Below are 24,710 nucleotides of genomic sequence, written 5' to 3'. Positions count from 1 at the left end.
GACCGATGCATCCCGATCGGTTCAGATGAACACATGAGCGACGAACTGTTCGAACACGAGACCAAGACCACGCTGACCCGCGAAGAGGCGGCGCAGCGGCTTCACGACCTCGCCGACGCGATCGCCCGGCACAACGAGGTGTCGTACGTCGAGAACAACAAGACCGTGCGTATCGACATCCCGGCGCAGGTGAAGCTGAAGGTCGAGTTCGAGCGCGGCGAGGACAAATCCGAGATCGAGATCGAGATCTCCTGGTAGTTGGATCTACAGGACCAAGACGCGGGCCGGTGACGGGTTGTCACCGGCCCGCGTCTTCGTCAGATCTGGCCGAGCTTCTCCATCACATCGAGGGCGACGTTCGACGTCTGGAACAGAGCATTGATCTCGGCCACGGTCACGCCGCGGGTTGCCGGATTCTGCAAGCCGAAACTGTTGACGAGTGCAGCGGTCCGGGTCGACTGGAAGAGGAGCGTCGTGGCCTGGCTGTCGCCGATCAGGTCGCCGACGAACCATGCGGTGAAGAGCGGCCCGAGGTCGACACCGTAGGTGCGCTTGACGTCCTTGACGATTGCCGGCGTGGCGTCGACCAGCGCACCGCCGAAGGTGTAGAAGTCCCGGGTGTGGCCGACGGTCGTGTCGATGTTCTCCAGCGCGTACGGGAAGTCGACGAGGAGATGGGCGAAGATCTGCCCGAGCAGGACCCGTCCCGGGCTGCGGTCGCACGCGGTGGTCAGAGCGAACGCCTGCGCCCAATGCGCCTGCGGCTTGCCGCCGATGACGTACTCGTGGAGGTTCCCGACGTAGAGGCGGACTACCTCCACCGCGAGATCCGAAGCCCACTCCGGGTGCTCGTAGATTCCGGACTCGATGCTGGGTCCGACGAGCTCGAGGATGTTGTCGAAGGCGATCGGGAACGTGCCGAGATAGTTGTTCGACTTGCTGAGCTCACTACGCAGGTCTCGCTGATCGTGGAGCGTGCATCGTCAAAGGTCTTGATCTCGGACGGATCGGTCAGTTCCGAGAGCCGCTGCGTCGTCTCAGGGGTCGAGGCGGGGGCACAGCGACTCGCGGGAGCAGCGTTCGCCGCCGGGGCCAGTACTCCGGCACCACCGACGAGGACAGCGACTGCTGCGAGGCCCGCACAGAGGGCGCGTCTGGCATTCATGCCGACGGAGCGTAAGGAGCTTCTCAACCGAACCAAACGGCTGTGAAGCCGGTGGACTCAAATCTTCTCGCCTTAGGTAACTAGGTCCCGGCACCCACACGCCATAAGTCCACTTATCCTCGGGACCAAAGTCCCATAGGGCGCGCGATCTCGTGCCAAATTAGGGCAAACGTCCTGGTCGGCGGCTTCTGTTTGCCTTGTCGAAGGCCGTCGTTCACCGCTGCCATCGTCTGTACGGGTCGGTTAGGCGATGCCGAGTTGTCGGGCGACCTGGGGTCCGCCGACCTCCCGCACGAACTCGGGATCACCGCAGACCACCAACTCATCACGGGCCCGCGACAATCCGACGTAGAGGCGTTCGCGAGACCGGTCCCACGCCTTCGTCTCGTTGAGCGCCAGCACCACGACGCGCCGTTCCAGCCCCTTGAACCCGAGGACGTGACCGTAGAAGACCTGCTCGCCGTCCCAGAACGACTCCCAGTACTCCTTGGTGCCCTCGGCCTGGCGCGCCTTCTGTTCGGCGTGGCGACTCCCGGTGGTCAGCAGCGCGATGTCCTCGGGACGCCATCCCTTGTCGAGCAACGGGTCGATCTGGTCGTCGGCGACGTCGACCGCCTCTGCTGCCGTGCACGGCACGAAGGTCACCGCCGGACCATCACCGCCGTGTAACTGCATTCGCTGTCCGACAAGCGGTTTGAAGGTCTGGGCGATCTGTTTGGTGTTACGCAGATTATGGTCGAGGACCAGCGGCACCAGGTCCACCGGCGGCGATCCCTGCCGGGCGAAGACACGTTGCGCCTCGTCGCTGAACACGTAGATGCCGCCGGACTCGGTGTCACGCAGGCACGCGAGCATCGGTTTCCACCAGTCGTCGGCGAAGTCCTGTGCCTCGTCGACGACGATCGAGTCGAAGCGCTTCCCCGGCGGGAGTTCCTGTGCGAGTTCGTCCATCAGTTGCGGCAACGTGTGTTCCCAGAAGTCCTGCGCCGCTTGGGTTCGTTCCTGTTCGTCGGGGCCGGTGGGCGCACCCCATTCGATGCCCAGCTCGTGGAACTCGCCGACGTACGCGGGCCGTTCCTTGTGTTTCCACGTGCCGGTGAGTCGACGGAGGAACGACGCCAGCCCGTGTGAGTAGCAGACGAGGGCAACCCTCTGCCCGTCCTTCGCAAGGCGTCGTGCCTGTTCGACGGCAAGGAATGTCTTCCCGCTGCCGGCACCGCCACGCACCTCGACGCGATTGAGCTGATGGATCGCACGGAGGATCACTGCCTGGTGGGAGGTGAGCGTGTCGGCGACGCTCTCGTTCTCCAGAGCACGGGCGACAACATCTCGTTGCGGTAAACCCCTGCCGCTCAGCGCGAGTCGAAGTCGACCGATCCCCTCGGCATCGATCCCGGGAACCTCGACGTCCTTCTTCAGCAGGACGTTCCGGATCAGGGGCATGAGCTGGTGGAGTTGGGTGCGGTCGACGACCTTCCATCGCGGGCACTCGGGAAGTGCGAAGGTGGAATCCACCTCCGAGTGCGGGAACACCACCACGTGATCCCATCGCACCCGCCCCTGCGTCCACCGGGGATCATGCTCGACGAAATCACGCAGCGAGTAGCAGCCGTCCCTGACCTGTGCGACCGGGTCGATCCGCTTCGGAGCCTGCCCGATGCGCTCCTGCCACCACGACTCGCCGTCGTGCCACACGTCGCCGCCCTTGACCTCGACACACACGACCCCGGCGCCCTCGATCGCGACGACGAAGTCGATCTCGTGATCCTTCGAGTGGTCGGTGACCCGCTGCCCTACGACGAGCAGGTCCTCGTCCAGGAGCTGCTCGTTCAGCGCGTTGAAGACGACTTCCTCGCTCGCCGCCGCGAACCGCGGGTTCTCGGGGATCACGCTCGGCATGGCGGGATCTTTCTTCCCAAGCCCCCACCAGGGGTGTCGTCCGTAGTCACTGGTCACCCTCGTGTCGTCGGTAGCCGGCCTTGCCGCAGGCTACCGCGCGGTCGCGACATGCCCGCCGCACGACCGGCAGGCAGATCTCGATTCCTTCGTTCGAACCAACTGAACGCATAGGTGGGCGCGGGTGCCCCTACGCGCCCAATCGTTCGGGGAGCGCCAGGCCGTTCGCTCCGCCGTGAAGATCGGCGAACCGAACAACTGCTGACCGGCCGGGCCGATCATCATGCTCCGGTTGCGGACCGCCGCCAAGACTTCGGCTCAGGATGACGCTGACTGGTGATCGCGGCGTCGTCGCCGGATAGCTTCGGCGAAGATCGACATTCTTCGCGAAGGAGCACCATGACCGAGACCGCCACCCGCCTCAACGACGTCGACATCGCAGTTGTCGGTCAGCTCGTCGAAGCCATCCGGGCCGACGACACCAAGGCTCAGACGACCTGGGCTGCTCACGTCCAGTGGAATGGCGCGTTCGCTTCCGAAGCCCGTGTCCGCAACTTCTCGCCGGTGGCATCCGACGAGCCGGCCGCGCTGGGCGGCGGCGACACGGCACCCAACCCGGTCGAGCAGCTCCTCGGTGCGCTCGGCAACTGCCTCGCGGTCGGTTACGCCGCCAACGCCACGGTGGCCGGCGTCGAACTGAAGGATCTCCGCATCGACCTCAAGGGCGACATCGACCTTCGCGTCTTCCTCGGCCTCGCCGAAGGTCACGCCGGTTTCAACTCGATCACCGCGAACGTCACCATCGACTCCGACGCCCCGCGCGAGAAGCTCGACGAACTGCACGCAAAGGTTCAGGCGAGCTCTCCCGTCGGCCATACCCTCGGCAGCGCAGTGCCGGTCGAGATCGTCTTGAGCTAGTTCCCGCGGCCTCGGGCTCGGCGACCGTTCGGCCGGGACCTGAAAGACGTTCGGCGAGCGCGCTTCTGCGTGTTCGCCGACCGTTCCTTTGAGTGGCTTCCAGATCACGTTGCGATCGGTGCCGCTTTCCGCGACAAGACGCAATCTGTAATTGCAGACCCGTCGCCCAAGGTGAGCGCAACTTACACAGTCAGTCACTCCGGGGTCGCCTGCTCGTCGAATAGAATGCGACCGTGCCGCATCCCACCGACCCGCTCGCCCTCGGGCAGCAACTGGTGGCGATCATCGAGGGTGGCCGGCGCACAGCAACGTACAAGCTAGCCGTCCTGATGGCTCTGCTCGACCTAGCAGTTGAATCCGTGCCCGACAACCCGGACGCGGCTGTCGACGTCGACCTGGATGATCTGACCAGCCGAGTCATCGAGCTGTACTGGCGCCAGATGCGACCCCTAGACGGCCATCTCCTGCGACAGTCCGCCGACGGGCGAGGAGTCATCTTCGATGCAGTCTCGGATTTGCGGGCCAAGGCCACGACTCACCGGACTCAAGGCCTCGATCTCGTTGTCGCACACGAGTCAGAGCGCTACAGGGCGACGCATGCCGTCGTCAAACGGACGCTGGTGCGGTATCCGTTGAAGCTTCTTCAGAACCTCACCTCGGGCGGCGAGCAGGATCGCTTCCTGTACGACGACTCCTGGATGGGTACGGACTCGCAGGGAAGAGTGGCTGACCACGGCAACAAACTGACGCTGTTCCCCGGCGTATGCGTGACTCTCGCGCGCCTTGCACCGTTGCTGAAGCCGGCCTTCCAGCTGGCGTGGGTCGATGACGTTCGAAGGATGAACAAGAACCTCCTCGACGAGGGTCCCGATCTCGCCCACCACCTGTTCGGTGCGGATCGTGTGTCCTTGCAGCGAGCCGGTGACGCGCTCACGGACCGGTTTGGCCGTGCCTGCTTCTACTGCGACACAATGCTCTACCGCCAACGCCACGTCGACCACGTTCTGCCGTGGTCGCGGGTCGGCATCGACGGGCTCGCGAACCTCGTTGTCTCGTGCCAGGGCTGCAACTCGAGCAAGTCAGACCGGTTGCCCGCGCCCGCGCACGTCAAACGCGCACTCAACCGAGGCCGGGATACGCTCGACGGTCTCGCCGCCGAGATCAATTGGCCCAGTCAGTACGACCGAGTGCTCGCTGCCGGTCACGGACTGTACTCGACCCAACCAGCCGGAACGCCGATCTGGCAGGGACGCAACCACATAACGTCACTCGGCCGCGTCGACATCAACTGGTTCGGGTAATCCCACCGGAACCCGCGGAGGCGAGCACGTGCCCGCACACCACCACGACGGCGCTGACTCCCGCGGCCACCGCGAAGACAGACCAGAGCGCAACCTTCACCAACAGCGCACCGACCAGGGCACCCACCAGAATCGTCACGATCGCAGCCAGCCGGCGGTTCAGGATCGTGGCCCGGCTGGGCCGGGCGAACATGTCGATCGCCCAAGCGGTGATCGTCGAGGTGACGACGACGGTGGTCACGTCTGCGACACCGATGTTGCGCGCCACGGCGGCCTGCATGCCCATCGCACCCGCCGTCATCCCGATCGCGAACATCACTGCGACGTGCTCGGTCGGCTGCAGCCAGACCAGGACCGAGGTGCCGGCGACCAGCGATGCCGACACCACCAGCACCGCGGTCAACCGCGGACTCCATCCACGCCGCCCCGAACGTAGGAACAGGCTCGCGATCCCGGCGCCGACGATGAACGCAATCAGGGCGAGGGCCAGCGAGAAGACCGGCAGTCCGTCGGCACCGGCCGCACCCATACCGAGGATCAGCACGTTGCCGGTCATGTTCCCGAGGAACACGGTGTCGAAGCCGAGAAAACCGCCCGCGTCGACCACGCCGGTCGCGAACGTGAGCACGAGCATCAAGGCGAGATTGCGCGTCGCCTCACGGTCGACGCCGACATCGGGGGGCCTCTCACTCATCGCCACGCGCGGCTCCTTCGGGCCCGGACTTCCGCCGGCGACGCTACGCGGAACGTTCGTGACCAGCGCTGTTGATCGCCCGATCGTAAGGCCGAGATGGTCCATGTGTCCTGCGTAGGCCGTTTCCCGCGCGAACTCGACCCGACCCGGTCCGCACCGCCGGGTATCGTCGTCGTGTGGTCGGAAGCGTCGACGAATCCGCGCGCGGGACAAAACGTTCCGACCACACCCCGCTCGACAACCCGGCCCGGGCCGCCCTGGCCGGCCCGCATGCGCGGTTCGCCGAAGGAGTCGGCACCGCCCTGCGATACCACCCCGACGTCTGCCCGATGGCTGCCCTCCCCGACGGCCCGACCGCCCAGGACTGGGCCGACGCCGCCCGTATGGTCGGACCGGGAAATTCGCTCTTCATCCCGGTCGTCGCCGACACCCCACCCGCCGACTGGCAGTCGAAGATGCATCTGCCCGGAGTCCAGATGATCGACGCCGGGGTGCCCGCGAGGCCCGACGACGCCGCGATCCGCCTGACCGCCGACGACGTCCCGCAGATGGCCGACCTGGTCAGCCGCACCCGTCCCGGGCCGTTCCGGAAACGGACCATCGAGATGGGCACCTACCTCGGGTTCCGACGCAACGGCCGGCTGATCGCGATGGGCGGCGAACGACTCACCCTCCCGGGATACACCGAGATCAGCGCAGTGTGCACCGACCCCGATCACCGTGGTGAGGGCCTCGCGTCGCGGCTGGTTCTCGCACTCGCGCAGGGCATTCGGGACCGGGGCGAAACCCCGATCCTGCACGCGGACGCGACCAACGTGAACGCCATCCGCCTCTACGAGCAGCTGGGATTCGAGGTCCGGAAGGAGGTCCTGTTCCAGGTGGTCACCACACCCTCGTAAGAGGTCCTACGATGCGTCACTCCGCTTGAGCGACTTCGCCAGCGGGGCGATCTCATCCAGGTAGATCGAGGCGAGGACCTCGGATTCGTCGGCCAGGTTGCGGACGCGGTCGCTCTCGGCGCGGTCCCACTCCGCGTCGACGACGTGCTCGAATTCGTCTATCGCACTGACCCTGTCGAGCCAGGCCTGCTTCTCCTGGCGCTGTTGGATGCGGGCGACGATCTGCTCGTAGCCGGCGAATGCCTCCAGACGTTCGACGAGGCCGTCCAGTCGCCCGGACAGCACCCGCGACTTCTCGGCGAAGGTGGCGATAACCTCGTCGTCGACGCCGAGGTGTCCCTCGGGTTTGTCGCCGAGGATGTCGAGCTGGTCGCGCAGTCCGGCGGCGGCGGTGGCGATGGAGGTGACCTCGCCGCCGAGGTCGACGCGGACCGCATGGCGGTCGAAGAAGTCCAGCTGCCAGGCCGGTTGACGGGCCACGCTGTCGGCGACCATCGCCGTCGTCCAGACGATCTGTCCGACGCGGTCGCCTCTGAGTTTGTCGAGGTCGCCGCCACCCCAGATGTCGAGAGCGAGGGAGACGTACTCGGATGTCTCGTTCACCTCGTCCTGCAGACGGCTCTGCACGGACTGGCACGACGCCCATCGGCGGGCCTGTGCCAGCCGCATGTCGTCGGCGAGCTCGGCGAGCGGGTCGGTCGAGTTCGACGCGACGGGGTCTGACACCGAGATCGGCGAATCACCGCGCCCAGCGCGCCGACGCGCGGAGTCGGCCTTCATCTCGCTGAACATCGCCGAGAAGGCACCGATGGCCATGGACATCAGCAGGACGAGCGCCACCGCGACCACCACCACGAAGACGGCCACCGCGACGAGCATCATGCTTCCAGTGAACCACTCCGCGCTGGTCCCGTCGCCGGTTCGAACTCAGGTCTGCGCACGCCGGGGATTGTCGGACCCGACCTCTAACGTCGGCGACACACATCAGCACCAGCCGGAGGCCGCACATGTCCCCCACCGTCACCCGGAACCAGTTGGAATTCGCTTTTCCCGATGTCCACCCCGACGCCCGACTGCACATCCGCGTGCATCGCACCCTCCGCGTTCCCGACGACGAGACCACCTACGGGCTGCCGCCCGGAATCGGCTCGTTTTCCCTGATCAATGCGGGCACCGTTGCCCACCGGCCTCGCACCTGGGCCGGCTCTGACGTACTCCTCCCCATGTGGCAGGCCGAGGCCGCCTGGTTCAGCTTCAACTCACCCGAGGACTACCCGTTTCTCGTCCGGATCGCGGTCGGCGGGATCAACGCGGTCACCGGCGACGACTTCTCCGACGCCGTCGACTTCCTGGGCGAGGACTACTTCGAGGTCCCCGAGCAGCCCTGGCTCGACGGCTTCCGGGTGGACGAGAAGACCGTCCGGCAGTTCGTCGCGATGCCACTCGGCGGCGGCTACACCGCTGCGGAACAGCTCAGCGGGGCCGACGACGGAAGAGTCCGCATCCAGGTCACCCCGCTTCGCTCGTCGACTTGGAACGAACGGGTCGCCGCACGACGCGTGGCGCTGCCTCTGCCCGCTCCCGACATGATGAAATTGTGCGCAGAGGCACCCGAAGCCACCGGCGCGATGGGCATGGGCGCAGGTGGATCGATCACGCAGACCATCGCGACGCCCGTCGAACCACGCACCAACTGGGACACCGACGCCACCGGCGCGGCCGTCCTGCGGATCATCAACAGCGCGGACTGGGAGGGACTGACCGGAACGGCTCCGCACCACGCGCCTCCCACCATCGAGGAGTATCTGCAGTACGGCTATCCGTGGTTCGAGTGGTACGACGACTCGCTCGCGCGGCGCGGCGGCTCGAAGCTCACCGACCTGAAGACAGTGAAGGAGATCGGTGACTCGAAGGGCGAATCGCCTCTCCCCGACAACCCGAGCTTCGATCCGCCCGCACCGCACATCGTCACGGCGTGATCACCCACCGACCCCGACCACCCGGCTTCGCCGCGGCCTTCTGAGCGTCGGCGACCCAGTCGAGCGGAAAGGTTCCCTCGACCCGGATCGGCAGGTCACCCACCGCGGCGAGTTCCAGCAGCCGCGCGAGGCGGTCGTCCGCGTGAGAGTCGACCACGTCGACCGTGATCCCACGTTCGGCGGCCGGGGCCCGACCGGGCATCACCCCGACCAACCGACCGCCGTTCTGCACCAGCGCGAGGGCGTCTTCCTGCATCGCGGCGGCATCGGCGACCGCGAACCAGCCGCCCAGCGGCCAGTCGAGGAAGTCCGCACCGAGACCCCGCACGAAGTCCTCGTCGGCCGGTCGGGCGAGCCCGGCCACGTCCCACCCTCGACGCCGGGCCAGAACCAGGAGGTATCCACCGACCACCCCGGCCGCACCGGTCACGAGTAGTCGGTCGCCGCCGGGCCCGGGCTCGCCGAGAAGGTCGAGGATCTGCTCTGCGGCAAGGGCATTGATGGCAACGGTCGCCGCGGCGACGAGGTCCAGCGATTCCGGCACGACTGCCACCGCGTCAGCCGGGACCACGACCTCGTCGGCGTAGGCGCCCGTCGAATGGTCGAAGCCGGGCAGGACCCCGGCGACCCGGGTACCCGGTGCGAGGTCGACGCCGACGCCGGACTCGAGGACCGTGCCCGCGAAGTCCATACCCAGCCCGACGGGCGTGTCGCCGCTGATCACCCCCACCGAGTGGAAGAACCCGGACGAGACCGCCAGGTCGACCGGATTGATCGACGCGGCAGCGACGGCGACGCGCACCTCACCGTCCGCGGGTTGCCGCACCGGGATGTCGACGATCTCGATCGAATCGGGTCCCGACGGCGTGGTCACGACGGCGGCGCGGAAAGTGTCTCGCTATGTGTTCATGACGTTCTCCTCCTTGTGTGTAGCCCTCCTATGAACCACCATGAGAGAGCAACTCTCTATTGGGAAGTACGCACTTCGAAGTGCGTTACGCACCGGAACGAAAGGTGCCACCATGCCGACACAGACCGCGGCGGACAGACGGGCGGAAGCTCGCGCGCAGTACGACGCATTCCTCGCGCAGTGCCCCAGCCGCCAACTCCTCGACCGCATCTCCAACAAGTGGGTCGCGCTCATCCTCGCCGCGCTCGGAAGCGATGGTCCCGCGCCGGGCAACGACTGCCCGGGCGGCCCGCGGGCGATGCGCTACTCCCAACTCGCACAACGCCTGGCCGGCGTCAGCCAGAAGATGTTGACGCAGACGCTGCGGTCGATGGAACGCGATGGACTTCTCACCCGCACGGTGACTCCCACGGTTCCGGTCACCGTCACCTACGAACTCACCGACCTCGGGCTGTCCCTGCACGGCGTCATGGCGTCGATCAAGACCTGGGCCGAAGCCACATGGACGAAGTGCACGCGTCCCGCGACAGATACGACACCGCGCACCAGTGACCCGGCCGCTCTGCCGCTCGCACGCCGCCGAGCCCGATCCGACCCCAAGCAATCGCTTGGTTTGTTACGTTCAGCGACGATGGGATTCCTGAAGCAGACCACGCCGGACATCGATTTTCCGACCTGGAGCCAGGGCACGCGGGCGGAGAAGATCCGACCGATGGCGCGACACTGGGCCGAGGTCGGATTCGGGACCCCGGTCGCCTTGCACCTGTTCTACGTCGGAAAGATCCTCGCCTACATCCTGATCGGCTGGGCGATCGTCATCTCGACACCCGGCATCGACGGCTTCTTCGCCGTCACCGACTGGTACAACGAGCCGATCGTCTTCCAGAAGGTCGTCCTCTACACGATGCTGTTCGAGGTCGTGGGCTTCGGCTGCGGGTTCGGTCCGTTGAACAACCGCTTCTTCCCGCCCTTCGGTTCGATCCTCTACTGGTTGCGCCCCAAGACGATCCGCCAGCCCCCGTGGCCGCGCATCCCCTTGACCACGGGCGACACCCGAACCCCGGTCGACGTCGCGCTCTACGGCGCGCTGATCGTCGTCGTGCTGATCGCGCTGTTCAGCCCCGGGTCCGGCGCCGTCCCCGCTCTCGACACGACCGTCGGAGTTCTGCCGGTGTGGCAGATCTGGACGATCCTCGCACTCCTCGCCGCGATCGGGCTCCGCGACAAGACGGTCTTCCTCGCAGCGCGCGGGGAGGTGTACGGCGCACTCACGGTGACCTTCCTGTTCAGCGGCGTCGACATGATCATCGGCGCCAAGCTCATGTTCCTGTGCATCTGGCTGGGTGCGGCGACATCGAAGCTGAACAAGCACTTCCCCTTCGTGATCGCGACGATGATGTCGAACAACCCGATCTGGCGGTCGCCGAAGATCAAACGCAAGTTCTTCGAGGACTTCCCCGACGACCTGCGCCCCGGACGACGGTCACGCTGGATCGCCCACTTCTCCACGGCAATCGAGGGACTCGTCCCCATCGTGCTGTTCTTCTCGCACGGCGGGTGGGTCGGCGGGATCGCCGCCGCGATCATGCTCGTCTTCCACTTCGGCATCCTGTCGTCGATCCCGATGGGGGTCCCGCTCGAGTGGAATGTCTTCATGATGTTCGGCATCCTGGCGATCTTCGTGGGACACCCGGGCATCGGCCTCACCGATCTCGAATCACCCTGGCCGATACTGTTGTTCGCAGTGTCGGCGACGACAGTCGTCGTCGGCAATCTGATGCCGCGCAAAGTGTCCTTCCTGCCGGGCATGCGGTACTACGCCGGCAACTGGGACACGGGGCTGTGGTGCATCAAACCGTCGGCGTCGGCGAAGATCGAAGCCGGTATCGTCGCCATCGCCTCGATGCCGGCCGCTCAGCTCGAACGCTTCTACGGCAGTCCCGAAGCCGCCCAGATCCCGCTGTACATGGGATATGCGTTCCGCGCCTTCAACAGTCACGGTCGGGCACTGTTCACATTGGCGCACAAGGCGATGACCCCCACCCCGGAGGAGCAATATGTCCTCACCGACGGTGAGCGGATCTGCAGCACCGCGATGGGCTGGAACTTCGGCGACGGCCACCTCTCGAACGAGCAGCTGATCGAATCACTGCAGCGGCGTTGCCACTTCGAGCCGGGTGAGGTCCGGATCGTCCTGCTCGACGCCCAGCCGATTCATCGCCAGACCCAGGAGTACCGCCTTGTCGATCCGGCCACCGGCATCTTCGAACGCGGGTACGTCCGGGTCGCCGATCTCGTCACCCGCCAACCCTGGGACGACGAGGTCCCGACGACGGTCACGTGGCGCGCCGACGGGACCCACACCGGCGTGCACAGCTAGGTCTGCGCACCTAAGTCGACGCCAGGTAGCTGTGGACGAAGGTGACCGCCATCGCCCCTTCGCCGACGGCGGATGCGACGCGCTTCACCGAGTTCCGGCGGACGGCGCCGGTTCTGGTGTCCTCGACACGAATCGACGTCAATCCCTGCGCTCCGCGGAGGCCGGCCACCCGGGTGTTCGTCCTGATCTCGACATTGGGCTGTCGGACGACCCGTTCCTCGAGATAGGCGGACAGCGTCGCTGACAAGGACGGCCCGCGGACCAGCATGGTGACGCGCTTGGCGTACGCCGACAAGTTCATCACCGCCTGGCCGGCGGAGTTGCCGCCGCCGACGACGAACACCTCGAGGTCGGAGCACGTCGGCGCCTCGCTGGTCGCCGCCCCGTAGAAGAGGCCGCAGCCCATGTAGCGGTCCTCGTCGGGGAGCCCGAGGCGCCGCCACTCCACGCCGGTCGTGCACACCGCAGTCCGTGAGACGACGGTCGTCCCGTCGTTCAGCGTCGTGTACACCCGGTCGTCGGCGAAGCGGGTCTGCATCCCGTCGCGCATGAGGAGGAGCTCAGCCCCTCCGACGCCGCGTAGACCGCTGCGGACAGCCCCGCCGGCCCGGCACCGTAGATCGCGACGTCGTATTCCTTCAGCTTGGGTTCTTGGACCCACCCGAGCCGGTCCGCGAGCTCGGCGACCGTCGGGGAGTGCAGCCGCGAACCGTCGCTCAGATCGACGATCGGGAGGTCTGTCTCGTCGAGCGGCACACCGAAGTGCTGTGTGCAGTCGACGTCGGTGTCGATCGGGATCCATTGGAAGTGGACGACGCTCCGGCTGAGGAGGTCGCGCAGCTCGAACGCACGCCGGCACTGGCTGCGACCGTAGACGCTGACGAGGTCGGTGGCGTGTGAGGTGAAGGCGGTGGACATGAGGGGCTCCGTGGTTCGTGAAGTGCGGTGGCGGGGAGGGTTTCGGGATTCAGCGGGCGTGCGCGTGGTTCAGCTGCCGGACCCAGTCGTCGGGCACGCGACCGTGTCTATCGATGTGTCGTTCATGGTGAGAGCCCCTCTCGCGCAGTGTCACCGCGGCGTCGGATTCGTCCTGGTGAGTCCTTGAATCGGTGACTACAACACTCGTCCGATGGGAACCAGATGTCGTCGATGCTGACCGCCAACCCGACCGGAGGCTGCCCGGTGACGGGATTACCGGTTAGCCGGTATCAGTGCTCCCCCGAACGAACGAGAACGGCGTGTCCGAGGTGCGGAGGCGCGGGTGTTGAGCCATGATCGGTGCACACGACGAGATCGCGGTCGAGCACCCGATCGTCGTTCGCGTCGGATCGGCGCCGGCTCCAGCGTGTGCAATCCAGTACGCATGTATCGTCAATTTTGTTGCTGTTCAACATTTTTCCGCCGCGTCGAGGTGCACAGCGCCCGGCCATCGGTCACACTGGGAGAACACAGTCCTTCGCCGAGAGGGGTCAGAAGTGACCAGAACCTTCGATGCATCCACCTGGGGAGCCCCGCTCAGCGCCGCCGGCGACGACATCCTCGCGGGCGAGGTCTCGTTGCGCGAGGAATCCCTGCGGCGCAAGGTCGCCTTCTACCTCGACGCCGACGGACTGCCGGTGAGCCAGTCCTCGTGCGAGCCGTCGGAGTGGTACTCGACGCTGGTGACCCGGATGACCTCGGTGGTCATCTCCCATGGACGCGCGGTCGTTTCCATCGATGCCGCGCTTCCCCTTCACTCGTCGATCCTCGATGTCGCGTTCCCCGGGTCCGGTTCGACGGGATCGATGCTCGACATCACCGTCGTCGATCTGTCCCGGCACCGCCGCACCCTTCATGCCGCGATCCCGTCGCACCTGGTGGTGACCGGCACCATCGCAGTCGCACTGTCTCCGGTCGCTGCGGCACGGAAGACCACCGCGCAGAGTCACCGGCCCGCGATCGGCTGACCTCGGCTGCTGCCGGACAGTCGCTCAGGTACCCGACTCGGCGGCGCGCGAGACGGCTGTCGTCCCAGCGGGCGTCGCCGGTGCGTCGGCGATCCCGGACAGCAGTTGAAGCGCGTGCCGCGAAGCGGACCGCGGCTCGGTCCGATAGACGAAGATCGTCTGCTCGGGATCGTCCCCCGGGGTCAGGGCCTGATAGGCAACCGTCAGGTCACCCACCAACGGGTGGTGATACCGCTTGGTGCCGACACTGCGTTCATGCACGCGGTTGCGTGCCCACAACTTGACGAACTCTGGGCTGTGGATCGACAGTTCACCCACCAGGGCACCGAGTTTCGGATCGTCGGGGTGCTTGCCCGCGTCCATGCGAAGCATGGCGGCGGTGTCTGCGGCGACGCCGCCCCAGTCGGCGTACAGGTCGCGTGCATGCGGGTCGAGAAAGACGAAGCGTGCCTGATTCCGTTGTGCTGCAGGCATGTTCTCGAAGTCGGCGACGAGCAGACCGGCAAGCCGGTTGTGTCCCAGCACATCCAGCCGACGTCCGAGCACGAACTCAGGTTGTAGCGCCGCGTCGAAGGTCACGAGCAGTTCCCGTGTCGACTCGTGAAGACGCTGTGGCCTGTCCGCACGTCGTCGGGCCGGTTCGCGGCGGGCGATCGTGTGCAGATGTGAGCGTTCGCTGTCGTCGAGCTGAAGGGCGTCGGCCAGGGCATCGAGCACTTCCAGGGACGCACTCTTGCTCCGCCCCTGCTCCAGTCGCGTGTAGTAGTCGACGCTCACCCCGGCGAGCATCGCCAGCTCCTCGCGTCGCAGACCGTTGACCCGGCGCCTCCCGGTGTCGGATATTCCGGCGGTCTCGGGCGTCAATCGGCCGCGGGCAGCGCGGAGGAAATCGGCGAGCGACGGTTCCAGCTGATCGGCCATGTCTCCATCCTGGGGATTCGGCCGACGTGCGTCAAAGGATGTGGGTGGCCCAGTTTGTCCCAGGAAGAACTCTCTCTTCACCGGTGCTCGCGGCATCGCAACCATGGATGTCATCGCCTCGACGGCGATTCACCACCATCCCAACGAAAGTGAGCACGAACATGTCTGTCTGGATGATCACCGGAGCCGGCCGCGGACTGGGCCTCGAGATGGCTCGGGCCGCACTGCAGGCCGGCGACCGAGTCGCGGTCTGCGCGCGCCGCACCGACTCCATCCCCGAGGACGTCCGAGCCGACGCCGATGTCCTACCGGTACCGCTCGACGTCACCGATCCCGACCAGGTCGCCACCGCCGTCGCCCTGACGGTAGAGCGGTTCGGAACCATCGACGTCCTGGTCAACAACGCCGGACGCGGTCTGCTCGGTGCGGTGGAGGAGGTCACCGACGCCGAGGCGCGGTCGGTGTTCGACGTCAACGTCTTCGGACTCCTCAACACCACTCGTGCGGTCGTGCCGCTGATGCGGGCCGCCGGTCGCGGCAAACTCGTGCACATCGGATCGCGCGGAGGCTTCGAGGGCGAGCCGGGCGTCGGACTCTATTCGGCCACCAAGTTCGCGGTCGCGGGCATCAGCGAATCCCTCGCCGGCGAGCTCGCGCCGTTCGGCATCCAGAGCACCGTCGTCGAACCCGGTGTGTTCCGCACCGACTTCCTCGACGCCAGTTCGCTACAACTCCCGGCGAATCAGATTGCGGCGTATGACGGCACCCCCGCTCACGCGACACTCGACTGGGCCGCGGAGACCAACCACTCGCAGCTCGGCGATCCGGTCAAGGGCGCCGCGTTCATCCACCGGATCGTGTCGTCGGACGGTCCACTGCCGCTGCATCTTCCCGTAGGCCAGGACGCGCTCGACCGGCGGGTGGCGATCACCGAACGCATCGAGAAGGAGATCGCGCCGCTGCGCGAGGCGTCCGCAGCCACCGCGTGTGACTGACGGTCAGCGGTCGAGCACCGTCGGGCCGAGGAACTCGCAGACCTTGAGGGCCAGGGCGAGGTCGAGGCGGTCGCGGTCGCGCGGCACCTCGGCCAGCGCCTTCCCGACGCGGTACTTCACCGTGTTCCGGTGCAGGTTCAGGCGTTCGGCGGTGTGGAGGTGACTTTCCTTCGTGGCGAAGTACACCGACAGCGTCTCGCGCAGCATCGCCGCGTTCGGGGTGTCCTCGGCGAGTCCGCCCAGTACTTCGTGGACCCAGGCACGCGTCGAATCCAGTTCGCGGGCAAGTAATGACACGACGGCGACACCCCGGTCGCCGAAGCCGACGACCTGTCCGGCCGAACTCCCCGGCGTCGTGGCGACCGAATAGGCGGCGCGGGCCTGCTCGTGTGTGCGCCGGAAACCACGCGCACCCGACGCCGGGAGGCCCCAGGCGACCCTGACCCCCGGCGGCACCGTTGCCTGCGCAACGCTGTCGTCGTCGCCGCGAACTGCCAAGGGAATCCAGGCCCAGACGGTCGACCGGTCGATCGCGGTGACGATCGGGTCCCCTCCGCCACCGATCTGTACGGCCAGGTCTCGCGCCGCGCGGGTGAGCGCGCCCAGCTCGCGCGGATCGTCGTCGGCCGACCACACGATCAGCGCGAGATGCCGCCGTTCCAGGCGGTATCCGGTCTCGCTCTCGAAGTCGCGGTCGTCGGCGTCGAGGCTGTCGAGGAACGTGTGGATGGCGGCCGACTGCACGTTGCCCTCGACGCCGAGCCACCGGCGGCGCTCGTCCTCGTAGGCCTCGAACACGTAGAGCGTTATCCAGTCGATGTAGCCGAAGACGACATCTGAGATGTGCCGGATGAGCGCCATGGAGGCCTCGGCATCGAGGTCGAGTTCCTCGACCAGCCGGTAACAGCGGTGCATCATGCTGTTCTGTCCCATGTGGTACGCCCGGACGAGTGAGTTCGACGGCACGTCGCGCTGCGCCAGCCTGAGCGCATATTCCACTGCGGCAGTTGCCGGTTGGAGATGCTCGATGGGGATGTCGTTGGCCAGGACATGGATGATCGTCGACACGTTGCCGTGAACGCTGGCCGCGAGCAGTTCGATCAGCTTGGGGTCGGTGTCGAGTTGGTCGATGCCGCGGGTCATCATCGAGCTCAGCTCGGCGACGAGCTCGGACTCGCCCTCCCGCAACATCTTCGCGACCAGCGCGGCGTGTTCGAGCAGTTCGGAGCCGGCCGCGGCGGGCACCCCGGCCAGCCGGTCGCGGGCTGCGTCGCCCGCGGCCGTCGACATCGAGCGAAACGCACCCGAACCGGTCACCGGGCCGAACCCACCCGGGCGTGACGCAACGCCGACTCCGCGGCGTGGTACCCGCACAACCCGTGCACACCGGCTCCCGGCGGACTGGACTGAGAGCAGATGTACACGCCCGGGACGCCTGTCGAGTACGGATCGACCGCAAGGCGGGGACGCAGGACCATCTGCAGCCCGTTGTTGGCGCCGCCGATGATGTCACCGGCCGCGAAGTTGGCGTTGCCCTGGTGCAGAGCCTCGGTTCCCAGGCTCGTCGTGGCGACGATGCGGTCGCGGAAACCGGGGGCGAATCTCTCGATCTGCGCCACGATCTGTTCGGTGGCGTCGCCGTCGAAACCCCGCGGGACGTGGGCGTAGGCGTAGATCGGATTGATGTCACCCGCACTCCGACTGGGATCGGCGACGTACTGCTGACCGAGCAGGACGAAGGGCCGAGCCGGCATGACCCCCGCCGCGCGTTGCTTCTCCGTGTACGCGACCTCGTCGAAGTCGCCGCCGAGGTGCACGGTTCCGGCCCGAACACAGTCCGGATTGGTCCACGGGATGTCACCGTCGATGGCGAAATCGACTTTGAAGGCCGACGACCCGACGCGGTACCGCCGGTAGGAGCGACGGATTCGTGCGGGCATGGCGTCGCCGTAGATCGAAAGCACCTGCGCCGGAGACAGATCCAGCAGGACGAGGTCGGCGGTGGGGATGTCCGCACGGGAACTGACACGGACTCCGGTCTCGATCTTGCCGCCGGCGTCGAGCAGCGCCGCTGACACCGCCGCGATGATGGCGCCGGAACCGCCCTCGGCGACGGGCCATCCGTATCGATGCCCGCTCGCGGCGATCATCAGACCGAGAGAAGCCGTCAGCGGCCGGTCGAGGCGGGAGAACAGGTGCGCGGCGATCCCGCCGTAGAGCGCACGCGCCCGTCCGGTTCGGAACCACCGCGCGAGCACGGTCGCCGGCAGCACCGCACGAGGACCGAACGCCGCCAGACGGATCGGGTGTCCGGGGACGTTGACGATCGGCCGCAGCAGGTCCTCACCCAGGTCGTCGAAATGTTCGGCGAGGTCGCCGAACATGGACCGCCAGCGGACTCCGTCGTCGCCCAGACCGGCGGCGGTCTCGGCGATCGACTGGTACAGCAGCGCGGCGTCGCCGGAGTCCAGCGGGTGGGCGCAGTCGATCTCCGGCCACTTCCACACGAGCCCGTACTTCTCGAGTCCGACCTCGGCCCAGAACGGCGACCCCACCCCGAGCGGATGGAACGCCGAGCAGTGGTCGTGGATGACGCCCGGGACGGTCAGTTCGCCGGATCGTGCGCCACCCCCGACCGTGTCGGCGGCTTCCAGTACCTGCACCTGCACGCCGTTGCGGGCCAGGTGCAGGGCGGCGGCGAGCCCGTTGGGCCCGCCGCCGACCACGACAGCAGTGGTCACTGCTGCACCTGATCTGTCGCCTGCACGGGCGACGTGCCGCTGTCGTTGCGGCGCATCCGCGGTTCACGCACCACTTCAGGATCGGTGACCGCGCGACGAGCGTCAACGTCGAGAGTCCACTCGACGTCGAACGGGATCGGCCCGTTCGGGAGCCACGGCTGCTCGTTGATCGCGTCGACGACCCGGTAGGTGCCGGTCTCGATGACACCCAGCGCGGCGTCGATCACCTTGTAGGCCTGCGTGCCCTTGTGGATCGGCTGCGACTCGATCCACGCGACGGTGAACTCACCCGGCGCGAAGTTGCAGCGTCGCTGCAGGGCGGCGATCAGCTTCTCGTCGTGGAGGTGTCCGTCACCGAAGTTGAAGGCCACCAGTGAGTTACAGGAGAACTCGGCCTCGCGCAGGGTGTAGGTGTCGATGTCGGAGCCGAGATGGCGCATCATCAGCGAGTACAGCGCGCGGCCCTGGCTGTGCAGCGACCGCCACGCCAGCAGCTGGTGCATCACCACGTCGGCGACCTCCGGCGGGTACGACTCGAGCAGCTGCGTGCGGGTGTTCTTGGCCGGTCGCACAACATACTTGTCGAGCTTCTCCTCGGCGCCCGGCGCGAACGCCCAGGTCGCCGACGCCCAGTTGCCGGCGTACTGACGCATCGACGGCAGGAAGGAGACGAGGTCGGGCCGCAGGTTGCCCAGGATCGGGAAGAAGCAGAGCGCCGCGACGATCAACACCATGCCCCACGGGGTCGAGGTGTCGGTGAGGGCGTAGCCGTCCCAGGCCGGGAACCCGAGGAACAGGAACACCGACGCGTAGGCGAACAGCATGTTCCATTCGAGCGGAACGGCCAGCGGGAACGTCGACAGGATGAACAGGTGGAAGCACACCATGAGCACGACCGCGGCCACGGTGAGCGTCTTGTTGGTGGAGAAGAGCAGCACCAGGGGCGTGACGATCTCGACGATGGTGCCCAGCACGTGCCCGACGCCGCCGGCCAGCTTCGACGGCCGCATGTCGCCGGGGAAGTTGCGGTAGTGCGCACGCTTGACCGTCTTGCTCGGCAACCACGGGGTGTTCGACAGCATCGGCGGGATCACCATCGAGAAGTGATGCCCCATCTTGGAGATTCCGGCACCGACCCAGACGGTCACGATCAGCAGCTTCAGCGCGAGGATCATGTCCACGAACGGCAGGATTCCGAAAAAGATGATCGCGGGCAGGTACTGCTCGGATCGTCCCGCGAGGAAGATGACCTTGTCCCGCAGACCCATGACGACGAGCAGAGCGATCAGCGGGTACATCAGCGTCGGGTTCACCAGGCCCTGGTTGTCGGCCATCGCGGCGTCCAGCGAGTCCGACGTGACACCCGGAAGAGCGATCGCGACAACGAGATTCGTGAGGATCAGGGCGTACACCGCGACGTCGAAGGGGGTGCGGGAGTCACCCTTGGTGAAGGGCACCTTGCCGGGCCACGGTGGGAGCCGGATCGTCTTGGGGCGCAACCAGTACAGGATGCCGCCGGTCATCGGCTTGAAGTGGCCGGCCAGCGGACCCCACGAGCCGCCGATGCCGAGGATCTCCACCAGCACCGTCCACAGGATCGCCTTCTGGTAGACGATGGGTTGGTTCCACCACTCGGTGACGTGGAGCGGGTTGAGTCCGGACGTCAGGGTCGCGAGCGTGATCCCCACGCCGACGTAGAAGACGAAGACCTTCACCAGATAGATGATGTGCACCATCTTCGGTGTGCCGAATCCGTAATCGGCCCAATGGGCGCCGAGTGTGCGGATTCGGTCGAAGAACGGTCTCTGGAGGAATGTCTCCGGGTCCACTTGGGGGAAATCGGGTTGGGTGAGTCCCATTGCTGTGCACTCCTTTTCCGGTGGAATATCACTGGATTCGGGCGTCGCGGGGGTCCGTGGCGCGTGGGGTGTCGACTCGGCAGCCGGGACGGCTGCGAGGTGGTGGATCGTGTGGGGTCGTCAGATGGGCGCGGGGCTGCGCACCTCGTTGCGCAGGGTTGGCTTGTCGATCTTGCCGACGGGGTTGCGCGGCAGTGCGTCGATGACGTGGATCACGCTGGGCTGCTTGACCTTCGCGAGTCGGTCGGCGATGTGGTCGGCGAGTTCCTCGGCCGACGGGTTCCGCTCCGGGTAGGCGACCACGAAAGCGACCGGCAGCTCGCCGTAGAGCTCGTCGGGGGCGCCGACGACGGCGCATTCGAGGACGTCGGGGTGGGTGGCGAGCGCGTTCTCGATCTCCTTCGGGTAGATGTTCTCGCCGCCACGGATGATCATGTCCTTGATCCGGTCGACGAGGGTCAGGTAGCCGTCGGAGTCGAGACGGCCGACGTCACCGGTGTGCAGCCGGCCGTCGACGATGGTCGAGGCGGTGGCATCGGGACGATTCAGGTAGCCGCGCATCACGTTCGGTCCGCTGATGACGACCTCGCCGATCTCACCGGTCGGCACCTCGGCGCCCGTGGCGTCGACGACGGCGATGTGCTGGCCGGGCAGCGCAGGCCCGACCGTGCCGAGTTTGCGCACACCGTCGACCGGGTTGCAGGCCGACGCACACGTCCCCTCGGTCAGTCCGTAGCCCTCGACGATCGGGAGGCCGAAGGCCTGCTCGACCCGGTCGAGCAGTTCCTTGGAGATCGGGGCCGCCCCGCAGACCGCGAATCGCAGTGAAGCGACCGCGTCCGGGGTCAGACCGGGCTGCGAGACGAGGAGCGCGTAGATGGTCGGGACTGCGGAGAAGTACGTCGGCTTCAGTCGCGCGACGTCGTCGAAGAATCGGCTCGGCGAGAACTTGCCGGTAATGCTCAACTGCCCGCCGACCAGCATCGGCGCCAGGAAGCTCACGCAGATGGCGTTGACGTGGAACAGCGGCAGCACGAGTAGTGCGTGGTCCCGATCGGTGAGCGAGAAGTGCTGGGCCATCGCCGAACCCATGTGATGCAGGTTTCCGTGGCAGAGGCGCACGCCTTTGGGACGGCCGGTCGAGCCGGATGTGTAGATGAGCAGTGCGTCGTCGTCGAAGCTCGGCGTGGCCGGGGCGCGCCAGCGCTGGGGCGGCGACGTGGCGAGGTCGTCGACGGGGAGGAAGTCACGATCGGGATCGGTGCCACCCGCGGTGAGCCCGACGACGAGGCGTGCGCCCGAGTCCGCGAGCTGGTACTCGGCCTCATCGGGCGTGAAGGCGGGATTGACCGGCGTAGCGACCGCGCCCAGCCGCCAGGCGGCCATCAGCGTGATCAGCAGTTCGACGCGGTTCGGCAGGAAGGTCGCCACCACATCGCCCCGGCCGACACCTCGACCGGCGAACTGCTCGGCCGCGGCGTCGACGCGCTCGGCGAAGCCCACGTAGTCGAGTGCGGTCGCGTCGTCGCGAACACACGGTGCGTCGCCACGCTCGGTCAGGTCCCAGGCGAAGTAGGAACTGGTCACGGGTAGGCCTCCAAGGCAGATCACGTTTGTCCTCCGGTATGTGATTCAGAACACTAAGCAACCGCAAAGTGATCTGAAACGGCCCGGGAGGCCAGACTTGGCAGAGGCGTTTGTCCTCGGAGCACAAAAGCCTCTGCCGGGATCGCGACGCAGCATCCCCGCTGCCGACGTGGGGGTCAGCCGTCCACGTCGGCGAGGAAGTCGGCGACCGCTGTCGCGAGCCGATCCGGGGCCTCGAGCGCGACGTGGTGGCCCACCTCGTCGAACTCCATTGCGGACAGCGGCCCGCCGGAGATCTGCGCGAGCGTCTGGGCGGTGAACGCCCCTCCGGAGGATCCGACCGCGAGCATCGGCACGGCGAGCGGCACGGCAGCCCTGGCCCGGAACTCCTCCCCTTCGGCGAGCATGGACCGGTACAGACCCGCTGCCCCGCGCCAACCGCCGTCTCGGGCGAAAACCCGGACGAACTCGTCGAGATCCTCCTCGCCAACCGCCCCCTCGACAGTGGTCATCGTCGGAAAAGCCCACTCGCCGAGCACTTCCCGCTCGCGGCCGGCGATGAGCAGGTCGGGTATCCCCGGCGCGGCCAACGCACCGATGTGCCACGAACCACCCTGGGTGACATCCCCGAATCCCTCGAGTCCGAATCCGGCCAGCCCCATCTCCACGCCGACAAGGCTCCGCACGAGTTCGGGATGCCCCGAGACGAACCGATAGACCGCACCGCCCGAGATATCCTGCGCGAGAACATGTACGGGGCCGGCCGCGAGGTGTCTCACGAACTGGTGGATGTCCTCGGCGGCCATGGAACTGGTGAAGTCGTCGCCGGCGACAGCCGAATCGCCGAAACCGCGGAGGTCGAGGGCGAACACCCGATGGGTCCCCGCCAACAGCGGGATCAGCTTGTGGAACGCCCACCACGACTCGGGGAACCCGTGGACCAGGACGATCGGCGAGCCCTCCCGCCCCGCCGAGACGTAGTGCAGCACCGTTCCGTTCACCGCTGCATCGTGATGCTCGACGCCGGGGATCGTGGCCCGGACCGGGATCTGCGTGCCCATGATCATGATCGACTCCTTAGATTGACAACTAGGTTGTCAACACACGGTAGGAGTATGACAACTAGGTTGTCAACATCTCGGGGCGCGCAGTAATCTCCCGGCGTGGACGTTTCTCATGGCGCACAGTTCGCCCGCATGCTGGTCGAGACCTTCGACGCGATGACGCGCGAGGTCACCGAGAAACTGACCGAGGCCGGGCATGCGGGCCTCACGGTTTCCAATGAGCTCGCCATGGAGGCCATCGAGGAGGGGGCGGGCAACGCCGCTTCCCTCGCCCGGCACCTCGGCGTCTCCCGCCAGGCGGCCGCCAAGACCATCAGCACGCTCGAGGGACTGGGCTACGTGGAACGAGCGGCAGACACCGACGATGCGCGCCGCAAGAGTCTGCAGATCACCGCGCACGGTCGCGAGGCGATCGCGATCGGGAGTGCTGCGTTCGAGCAGATCCGTGTCCGATGGGAGGCGGCTGTCGGCGCGCACCGGGCCGCCGAGACCGAAGACGGCCTGCGCGCACTTCGGGACGACGTCGCCGGCAACTGAACGGCTCCCGGAGAAATGAAATGACCCCCTACCTGAATAGATAGGGGGTCATTCCTGGCGGTGGCGGAGGGATTTGAACCCTCGGTACGGGGTTACCGCACACAGCATTTCGAGTGCTGCACCTTCGGCCGCTCGGACACGCCACCGCGAAAGACTGTACCGCAGCAGGGCGTTGAGTCTTAAATCAGCTGGTCAGAGCCATAAAACCGGGTGCAGCGGACAATCAGTGGCCGGTGAGCTTGTCCTTGACGTCGTCGATCTTGCCCTTGACGGCGTCGGCGGCCTCGGTGATCTTCTGCTTGCCCTGGGCGTGGGCCTGATCGCCCTTGCCCTCGTTCTTCAGACTCTGATCGTCGGTGAGGCTGCCGGCGGCTTCCTTGCCACGGCCCTTCAACTCTTCGGCCTTGTTCTTGGCGTCGTCAGTGGTTCCCATGAAGCCTCCTCGGTGAGGTTCGGCGCGGCCTGGTGCCGGCCGAGGTGGAAGAACTCGGCGACCGTCACGCGCCGGTGGCTCGACGCGGGCGTCGCTCGAAGGAGCTGACTCCTGGTTCCCACCGTGCCACAGACATTCCCCGGCCTGCAGAACCGCAGGTCAGAGGATGATCAGCGGTTGTTGAAACTTCTGGGCGACCTCGGTGATCTTGTCTTTGGCCGTGGTCACGGCCTCCTGGACCTTCTCGTTTTCGGCGAGTTCGCTCAGCTTGTCCTTGGCGGTGCCGAGCGCATCCTGGACCTGCTTGCTCTCGACGAACTCGTCGATCTTGTCGCGGGCGGTGCCCAGTGCTTCCTGCACCTTGCCGCTCTCGGCCAGTTCGTTGATCTTGGACTTGGCGGTGTCGAAGGCTGCGGTGACCTTGTCGGCCGGGTCGGACATGGCTTCTCCTCGAGGATCTGGTCGGTACCAGTCCAATCTGCCAG

Annotated in this window: 24 protein-coding genes, 1 tRNA gene and 1 pseudogene; 10 read left to right on the top strand and 16 right to left on the bottom strand. The window is 66.6% G+C overall.

Features of this window, described 5'->3' with window-relative positions:
• The first annotated feature begins 33 nt into the window (after positions 1–33).
• Entirely contained in the window at positions 34–258 is a 225-nt protein-coding gene (locus tag BJF87_RS16150) for an amphi-Trp domain-containing protein (RefSeq protein ID WP_006358920.1), read from the top strand.
• 59 nt (positions 259–317) lie between these two features.
• On the opposite strand, the gene BJF87_RS16145 is transcribed toward BJF87_RS16150, so the two are convergent.
• Positions 318–908, bottom strand: coding sequence for a DUF5995 family protein (locus BJF87_RS16145; protein WP_230461980.1), 591 nt, complete (start codon positions 906–908; stop codon positions 318–320).
• A 500-nt stretch (positions 909–1,408) separates the two neighbouring features.
• Complete coding sequence (locus BJF87_RS16140) at positions 1,409–3,064, bottom strand: nuclease-related domain-containing DEAD/DEAH box helicase (RefSeq protein ID WP_035754366.1); 1,656 nt, start codon at positions 3,062–3,064, stop codon at positions 1,409–1,411.
• 396 nt (positions 3,065–3,460) lie between these two features.
• Here BJF87_RS16140 and BJF87_RS16135 point away from each other — a divergent pair, with 396 nt between their 5' ends.
• Entirely contained in the window at positions 3,461–3,979 is a 519-nt protein-coding gene (locus BJF87_RS16135; RefSeq protein WP_035754364.1) for an OsmC family protein, read from the top strand.
• Between the two features lie 233 nt (positions 3,980–4,212).
• Positions 4,213–5,280: an HNH endonuclease domain-containing protein gene (locus BJF87_RS16130; protein ID WP_035754362.1), complete on the top strand. Its 1,068-nt coding sequence runs from the start codon at positions 4,213–4,215 to the stop codon at positions 5,278–5,280.
• On the opposite strand, the gene BJF87_RS16125 is transcribed toward BJF87_RS16130, so the two are convergent.
• Positions 5,264–5,980 carry a YoaK family protein gene (locus BJF87_RS16125; RefSeq protein WP_081724856.1) on the bottom strand — a complete coding sequence of 239 codons (717 nt, stop codon included), beginning with the start codon at positions 5,978–5,980 and terminating at the stop codon, positions 5,264–5,266. The two genes, BJF87_RS16130 and BJF87_RS16125, sit on opposite strands and share 17 nt — an antisense overlap.
• Positions 5,981–6,150: 170 nt before the next feature.
• Here BJF87_RS16125 and BJF87_RS16120 point away from each other — a divergent pair, with 170 nt between their 5' ends.
• Positions 6,151–6,873, top strand: coding sequence for a GNAT family N-acetyltransferase (locus tag BJF87_RS16120; protein ID WP_035754358.1), 723 nt, complete (start codon positions 6,151–6,153; stop codon positions 6,871–6,873).
• A gap of 6 nt (positions 6,874–6,879) precedes the next feature.
• Here BJF87_RS16120 and BJF87_RS16115 read toward each other — a convergent pair whose 3' ends face one another.
• Entirely contained in the window at positions 6,880–7,755 is an 876-nt protein-coding gene (locus BJF87_RS16115) for a hypothetical protein (protein WP_006358912.1), read from the bottom strand.
• A gap of 125 nt (positions 7,756–7,880) precedes the next feature.
• Between BJF87_RS16115 and BJF87_RS16110 the strand changes: the two genes are divergently transcribed.
• Complete coding sequence (locus BJF87_RS16110; RefSeq protein WP_042377078.1) at positions 7,881–8,852, top strand: hypothetical protein; 972 nt, start codon at positions 7,881–7,883, stop codon at positions 8,850–8,852.
• On the opposite strand, the gene BJF87_RS16105 is transcribed toward BJF87_RS16110, so the two are convergent.
• Positions 8,842–9,726 carry an NADP-dependent oxidoreductase gene (locus tag BJF87_RS16105; protein ID WP_262339019.1) on the bottom strand — a complete coding sequence of 295 codons (885 nt, stop codon included), beginning with the start codon at positions 9,724–9,726 and terminating at the stop codon, positions 8,842–8,844. The genes BJF87_RS16110 and BJF87_RS16105 overlap by 11 nt on opposite strands.
• Before the next feature lie 76 nt (positions 9,727–9,802).
• Between BJF87_RS16105 and BJF87_RS26865 the strand changes: the two are divergent.
• Together BJF87_RS26865 and BJF87_RS16095 are read left to right on the top strand one after the other, a co-directional pair.
• A pseudogene (locus BJF87_RS26865) lies at positions 9,803–10,204 on the top strand (winged helix-turn-helix transcriptional regulator); the annotation flags it as partial.
• Between the two features lie 189 nt (positions 10,205–10,393).
• A complete protein-coding gene (locus BJF87_RS16095; RefSeq protein WP_042377077.1) occupies positions 10,394–12,142 on the top strand; it encodes a DUF3556 domain-containing protein in 1,749 nt (582 codons plus the stop codon).
• A 10-nt stretch (positions 12,143–12,152) separates the two neighbouring features.
• On the opposite strand, the gene BJF87_RS26860 is transcribed toward BJF87_RS16095, so the two are convergent.
• Together BJF87_RS26860 and BJF87_RS26855 are read right to left on the bottom strand one after the other, a co-directional pair.
• On the bottom strand, positions 12,153–12,692 hold the full coding sequence (locus tag BJF87_RS26860) for an NAD(P)/FAD-dependent oxidoreductase (protein WP_231380955.1): 540 nt from the start codon (positions 12,690–12,692) through the stop codon (positions 12,153–12,155).
• A complete protein-coding gene (locus BJF87_RS26855; protein WP_231380953.1) occupies positions 12,638–13,060 on the bottom strand; it encodes an FAD/NAD(P)-binding oxidoreductase in 423 nt (140 codons plus the stop codon). Before BJF87_RS26855 ends, BJF87_RS26860 begins: the two co-directional genes overlap by 55 nt.
• 557 nt (positions 13,061–13,617) lie before the next feature.
• Here BJF87_RS26855 and BJF87_RS16085 point away from each other — a divergent pair.
• On the top strand, positions 13,618–14,088 hold the full coding sequence (locus BJF87_RS16085; protein WP_042377076.1) for a hypothetical protein: 471 nt from the start codon (positions 13,618–13,620) through the stop codon (positions 14,086–14,088).
• A gap of 24 nt (positions 14,089–14,112) precedes the next feature.
• Here BJF87_RS16085 and BJF87_RS16080 read toward each other — a convergent pair whose 3' ends face one another.
• Positions 14,113–15,009 carry a helix-turn-helix transcriptional regulator gene (locus tag BJF87_RS16080; RefSeq protein ID WP_042377074.1) on the bottom strand — a complete coding sequence of 299 codons (897 nt, stop codon included), beginning with the start codon at positions 15,007–15,009 and terminating at the stop codon, positions 14,113–14,115.
• A 161-nt stretch (positions 15,010–15,170) separates the two neighbouring features.
• Here BJF87_RS16080 and BJF87_RS16075 point away from each other — a divergent pair, with 161 nt between their 5' ends.
• The gene (locus BJF87_RS16075; protein ID WP_006358904.1) at positions 15,171–16,004 is read left to right on the top strand and encodes an SDR family oxidoreductase; all 834 of its coding nucleotides are present in this window, start codon (positions 15,171–15,173) and stop codon (positions 16,002–16,004) included.
• A 3-nt stretch (positions 16,005–16,007) separates the two neighbouring features.
• Here BJF87_RS16075 and BJF87_RS16070 read toward each other — a convergent pair whose 3' ends face one another.
• From BJF87_RS16070 to BJF87_RS16050, 5 genes are all read right to left on the bottom strand, one after another.
• Positions 16,008–17,294, bottom strand: coding sequence for a CdaR family transcriptional regulator (locus tag BJF87_RS16070; protein ID WP_035754475.1), 1,287 nt, complete (start codon positions 17,292–17,294; stop codon positions 16,008–16,010).
• Between the two features lie 23 nt (positions 17,295–17,317).
• Complete coding sequence (locus BJF87_RS16065) at positions 17,318–18,745, bottom strand: NAD(P)/FAD-dependent oxidoreductase (protein WP_035754348.1); 1,428 nt, start codon at positions 18,743–18,745, stop codon at positions 17,318–17,320.
• On the bottom strand, positions 18,742–20,604 hold the full coding sequence (locus BJF87_RS16060) for a DUF3556 domain-containing protein (RefSeq protein WP_035754345.1): 1,863 nt from the start codon (positions 20,602–20,604) through the stop codon (positions 18,742–18,744). The genes BJF87_RS16065 and BJF87_RS16060 overlap by 4 nt, the downstream gene beginning before the upstream one ends.
• 120 nt (positions 20,605–20,724) lie before the next feature.
• A complete protein-coding gene (locus tag BJF87_RS16055) occupies positions 20,725–22,191 on the bottom strand; it encodes a class I adenylate-forming enzyme family protein (protein ID WP_035754343.1) in 1,467 nt (488 codons plus the stop codon).
• Between the two features lie 176 nt (positions 22,192–22,367).
• Positions 22,368–23,258: an alpha/beta fold hydrolase gene (locus tag BJF87_RS16050; RefSeq protein WP_035754341.1), complete on the bottom strand. Its 891-nt coding sequence runs from the start codon at positions 23,256–23,258 to the stop codon at positions 22,368–22,370.
• Between the two features lie 96 nt (positions 23,259–23,354).
• On the opposite strand from BJF87_RS16050, the gene BJF87_RS16045 reads away from it, so the two are divergent.
• A complete protein-coding gene (locus BJF87_RS16045) occupies positions 23,355–23,792 on the top strand; it encodes a MarR family winged helix-turn-helix transcriptional regulator (protein WP_035754339.1) in 438 nt (145 codons plus the stop codon).
• A 55-nt stretch (positions 23,793–23,847) separates the two neighbouring features.
• On the opposite strand, the gene BJF87_RS16040 is transcribed toward BJF87_RS16045, so the two are convergent.
• The 3 genes from BJF87_RS16040 to BJF87_RS16030 form a co-directional block, all read right to left on the bottom strand.
• Positions 23,848–23,938, bottom strand: a tRNA-Ser gene (locus tag BJF87_RS16040).
• A gap of 77 nt (positions 23,939–24,015) precedes the next feature.
• Entirely contained in the window at positions 24,016–24,225 is a 210-nt protein-coding gene (locus tag BJF87_RS16035; RefSeq protein WP_006358717.1) for a CsbD family protein, read from the bottom strand.
• A 159-nt stretch (positions 24,226–24,384) separates the two neighbouring features.
• The gene (locus BJF87_RS16030; RefSeq protein WP_075863544.1) at positions 24,385–24,666 is read right to left on the bottom strand and encodes a hypothetical protein; all 282 of its coding nucleotides are present in this window, start codon (positions 24,664–24,666) and stop codon (positions 24,385–24,387) included.
• Between the last annotated feature and the right edge of the window lie 44 nt (positions 24,667–24,710).

Source organism: Gordonia sp. CNJ-863 (assembly GCF_001942325.1).
GTDB lineage: Bacteria > Actinomycetota > Actinomycetes > Mycobacteriales > Mycobacteriaceae > Gordonia > Gordonia alkanivorans.
This window is presented reverse-complemented; position numbering and strand designations above follow the sequence as displayed.